This is a genomic window from Corallococcus interemptor (assembly GCF_003668875.1).
In the GTDB taxonomy this organism is placed as follows: Bacteria; Myxococcota; Myxococcia; order Myxococcales; family Myxococcaceae; genus Corallococcus; species Corallococcus interemptor.
In genome coordinates this window covers 1-455 of the sequence record NZ_RAWM01000335.1, presented here as the reverse complement: position 1 = coordinate 455, position 455 = coordinate 1, and the positions used below count along the sequence as shown (strand labels likewise).

At 67.0% G+C, this 455-nt stretch carries 1 pseudogene; it reads left to right on the top strand.

The features are described from left to right. Positions 1-268: 268 nt before the first annotated feature. Positions 269-455: pseudogene (locus D7X96_RS39225) on the top strand (S28 family serine protease); the annotation flags it as partial.

The window sequence follows — 455 nt, the reverse complement described above, 5'->3', positions numbered from 1 at the left end:
CACGGGCACGTCGTCTCGCCAGTCGTCGTGGCGGCAACGTCGCCAGCGGACGCTGGCGTCGCGCGCGTCCTCTTCTCGCATCAAACACTCCTGGGCTGGTGTCCGGCATGCCCGATATGGCGGTGCCCGGTATGCGTTTGAACGGCACCTCGAAGTCCCCCAGGTGTATCGCATGACGAAGACTCACCGGGCGGCCTTGCTGCTGTCCATGGTGTTGCAGGCGTGTGGGGACACATCTCTCGCAGAGTCCGCCCCCGCGGAGCAGTCCGTGGCCGCGCTCGAGACCGCGGCGGAGCCACAGGACATCCTCGCCCGCCTCCAATCCATTCCCGGGCTCAGCGTTGTCCTCGAGCAGCCCTCGCCCTTTCCGGGCACACGCTTCTTCTTGCTGCAGTTTGAGCAGCCCGCAGACCACGAGCGTCCCCAAGGGGAGCGCTTCCAGCTCCGGATGACGC